3 protein-coding genes are annotated in these 3,831 nt (G+C 60.0%); 2 read left to right on the plus strand and 1 reads right to left on the minus strand.

Going from position 1 to position 3,831, the window contains the following annotated elements; genetic code table 11:
• The first annotated feature begins 183 nt into the window (after nucleotides 1-183).
• A complete protein-coding gene (locus tag EI293_RS21955; protein WP_125440707.1) occupies nucleotides 184-903 on the plus strand; it encodes a pirin family protein in 720 nt (239 codons plus the stop codon).
• Between the two features lie 9 nt (nucleotides 904-912).
• Nucleotides 913-1,632, plus strand: coding sequence for a GAF domain-containing protein (locus EI293_RS21960; RefSeq protein ID WP_125440708.1), 720 nt, complete (start codon nucleotides 913-915; stop codon nucleotides 1,630-1,632).
• Nucleotides 1,633-1,704: 72 nt separating this feature from the next.
• Here the strand turns inward: EI293_RS21960 and EI293_RS21965 are convergent, their stop codons facing one another.
• Entirely contained in the window at nucleotides 1,705-3,558 is a 1,854-nt protein-coding gene (locus EI293_RS21965) for a M2 family metallopeptidase (RefSeq protein WP_125440709.1), read from the minus strand.
• Nucleotides 3,559-3,831: the final 273 nt, after the last annotated feature.

Here is a 3,831-nt window from a genome sequence, read left to right on the forward strand (position 1 = left end):
CTTCGCCAATTGTGCGGCCGCCTTGCTGACAAGCGGCCACCACACGTTCACGCAAGTCGGTGGAGTAGGCTTTCATCAACGGAATCTACACTAAAACCTGTACACAAACCTGGAATTCGCTCTAACTAATGGCAACGCGTCTGCGTAAGCCTTGGCACTACCTACTCTGACCTCTCCTTCCTGATGCTTAAGCTCATTCCCGCTACCGACCGTTTTCATGCCGCCCCCGTAGCCTGGCTCAACAGCTACTTTCTGTTCAGCTTCGCCGACTATTACGACCCCGAAAACGTGCATTTCGGCCCGTTGCGCGTGTTTAATGACGATACCATCCAGGCCAGCTCGGGCTTTCCGCAGCATCCGCACTCCGAAATGGAGATTGTGACGCTGGTGCTCGATGGCGAGCTACAGCACGAGGACACAATGGGCAACAAGGCGACCATCAAAAAAGGCGAAGTGCAGCGCATGACGGCCGGCACCGGCCTGGCCCACTCCGAGCAGAACGCCACCGACGGGGCCGCCCACATCTACCAGCTCTGGTTTCTGCCTAACCAGAAAGGGCTGGCCCCCAGCTACGAGCAGAAGGACGTTGATTTCCTCGACACCAAAAATGAGTTGGTGCCGCTGGTTTCGGGCCAGAAGGTGCTGGAGGATGTGGTGTACATGAACTCTAACAGCACTGTGTACTGGTGTAATCTGAGCGAAGGCAAAACGGTAATGTTTAAAACCTTCCCGATTCGTAATACTTTCCTGTACGTGAAGGAGGGCAAGATTTTCGTGAACGGGGTAGACCTGGGGCCGAATGACCAGATCCGCTCCACCGATGAGCACGTACTGGAAATTCAGGCTACCCACGATGCGCAGTTCATCCTCATCGATTTGCCTGCCCGCGAGGCCAATTACTAACCCTTCTGCATGAGCATTTCCTACCCTGAGCAGCTGCTGCCCACCAACGAAGTCAACCGGCTCCGGACGCTGCACTTGTATCAGATTGCGGGTACCGAGCCCGAGAAAATATTTGACGAGTACGTGGCCTGGGCCGCCCAGCTGTTCAGCACGCCCATCTCCCTTATTTCGCTGGTGGATGAGGAATACGTGCACTTCAAGGCCGTAACCGGGGCCGATAACGTACCCGGCCTGCCGCGCATGGAAAGCATGTGCTCGGCCGCCATTCTGGTGGATACGCCCATCATCACCTCCGATTACAAGGCCGAAAGCTGCCGCCTCATCAAGCCAGATGTGGCCCAGGCGCTGGGGCTGAACTTCTACGCTGGCTCGGCCTTGCGTATGCCCGACGGGGCCCGTATCGGCATGATGGCCGTCATCGGGCGGGAGTACCGTACGCTTTCGGCCGCCGAAGAGGACGTACTCACGCGCCTGGCCGACCTGGTGAGTCGTACCATTGAGCTGCGTTTCCAGTACCTCGATGCTGACCTGGCCGACCATTGGGAAGCGGCCCAGCAGGAACTCTCCGCCACTCTCGACGATAACGCGGCCCTGACCCGCTACCTCGCCACCCGCAACAACGGCATCAATCTCGACGACGACGAGGTACAGGACTTAGTGTTGCGCCGCCTAAACGGCGTAACCAAAGTGCTGGACCGCCGCATGCGCGAAATTCAGCAGGCTGCCTAAGAGGCTTTCATAACGCAAAAACAGCCGGCCCGTAAGGGTCGGCTGTTTTCGTGTGCGGCTGCCTGATTGGGGCTACATCGTGTATTTGCGGCCTTTGTTCTGCTCTTTCAGGTAGGCCATCAAAGGTTGGAAGTATTCCACCATGGCGCGGGCCGAGAGGTCTTCGCCGGTTTTTTCCTTCAGCACGGTGCGCCAGTCCTTGCTGGCCCCGGGCCGCATGATGTCAGCCAGGAAAGAGCCGACTTCCTTGTTGCCGTAGTAGTTGGTGGCGTGCGGGTCCTGCTTGAGAATCTGCTTGCTGATGTGGTCGTGGAGCTGGAACAGGATGACGTAGCTCAAGGCGTAGTCGTAGTACTGAGCGGGGTCGTCGTTGATGTGGGTTTTGGTGGCCGGGTCGAGGTACTGCTCGCCGCGCACGGTGGGCGGCACGATGCCCTGGTACTGCTTGGCTAGCGCCCACCACTTGGCGTTGAGCTGGTCGGCGGGCAGCTTATCGGCATAGAAACTGCTTTCCCACTCGCTCATCACCCCCGAGGCAAACGGGATGAACACGGCGTAGTTCAGGGCCTCCTTCAGCAGCGTCTGGGTCTGGTCGGTTTTGGCTTTGGCATCCACCAGGCCCAGGCCCGCCAGGAAGGGTTTCTGGGTGGCGGCCAGACCCATCAGGGAGCCCATGGCCTCATGGTAGGCGCGGTTGGCCCCACCGCGCAGCAGGGGCGGCACCTCGGGGTTAGTGTAGGTGAGGTAGTAGTAAATGTGGCCCAGCTCGTGGTGGGTGGTTTCGTACCACTCGGTGTTGCCTTCCACGCTCATCAGGCTACGCACGTCCTGGTTCAGATCGAGGTGCCAGGCCGAGGCGTGGTTGTTCTTTTTATACGTCGCGCCCTTGGGCAGCGGGTACAGGCTCGATTTCTCGTAGAACGAGCCGGGCAAAGCCGGGAAGCCCAGGCTCTGGTAGAACCGCTCGGCCTGCTGCACCTGCCACTCGGGGCCTTTTTTGGCCAGTACGGGGTCAATGTTCAGGCCCTTCACGTCCACCATAGCGCTCCAGTCCTGACCCCAGCGGTTGGGCAGCCAGGAGGCGGGCAGGTAGTCGGGTACTTGTTTCTGGTTGTACTTTTTGGCCAACTCGTAGCGGGCGTAGGTGTGCAGTTCGCGGTATAGCGGGCGCAGCTCTTCGTTGATTTTGCGCACCAGCGTGAGCATTTCCTCCCGGCTCAGGCCGTAATCGGAGGCCTGGTAGCTGAAGTAGTCGGGGTAGCCCAGGGCCTGCACCGTCTGGTTGCGCAGGTCGCGCAGGTTCAGCAGCCCGTCCTTGAGGGTGGGGCCGATGGCCTTGCTGGCTTCCCAGATTTGCTGGCGCTTCAAGGGGTTCTTTTCCTTGCGCAGCAACTCGTCCAGGTCGTTGGTGGTGACCGATTTACCCTGGAACTTATAGTCGAAACCGTAGAGCTTCTCGGTCTGCTGGGTTTCGGCCTTAATGCGCTGCTTCACCACGTCGGCAATGGTCTGGGGCGAGTTGGCGGCGTTGTAAAGGGCCGTTTGCAGCTGCTTCACCTGGATTTCGGACAACTCCGCCTTGTGGCCCAGCAGTTCGCGCAGGCGTTCAATGTTGCGGGTGCTGCCCGTGAAGGCCGCCATGCGCTCATTGGCCCGGGCCGTAGCCCCCGAGTTGGCCGTGTCGCCCGCCACGATGCGCGTGTTGGAGCGCCACTCGGCCTCCGCCGACTGCGTGTACAGCCGCACGTACTCGGCCGAGTACTCTTTCAGGAAGGTTTCCGCCTGCTCCGCCCAGGCGGGCGCGGCCGGGGCCGCCGGTTGCGGCTGGGTGGCGGCGGGTGGGGTAGTGGCTACGGGTGTTTTGGCTGTGGGGGCACAGGAGGCCAGCACGGCGGCCGTGAGCGTAGGCAGGAGGTAGCGTTTCATAGAGCAGGGAAATAAGCGGAACGGCCGCAAAGATACACCGCCCGGCGCTGACCGGAAGGGCGAGAGAAACCAGCCAGTCATCCGGCTGAGACGGGGTTTCTAGGCCGGCTGCAGACTTCTAAACCGCGAAAAGCATCTGGCGGACAACCTAGAGCAGATTTCAGGTTAGTGTACATGGTAGCCACAATGGTCAAACCAGTTTTTTGCGTCCTGTTCGGTTATCCAGTCGATGGCAGTTTGGATGACGCTTTCCAGCGCCTCTCGCGTGCGAGC

The organism is Hymenobacter perfusus (assembly GCF_003944765.1).
Taxonomy (GTDB): Bacteria; Bacteroidota; Bacteroidia; order Cytophagales; family Hymenobacteraceae; genus Hymenobacter; species Hymenobacter perfusus.

What these genes read in the sequence shown, in the direction of transcription:
- EI293_RS21955 (WP_125440707.1), top strand. Translation starts at nt 184, where the DNA reads ATGCTTAAGCTCATTCCCGCTACCGACCGTTTTCATGCCGCCCCCGTA.
- EI293_RS21965 (WP_125440709.1), bottom strand. Translation starts at nt 3,558, where the DNA reads ATGAAACGCTACCTCCTGCCTACGCTCACGGCCGCCGTGCTGGCCTCC.
- EI293_RS21960 (WP_125440708.1), top strand. Translation starts at nt 913, where the DNA reads ATGAGCATTTCCTACCCTGAGCAGCTGCTGCCCACCAACGAAGTCAAC.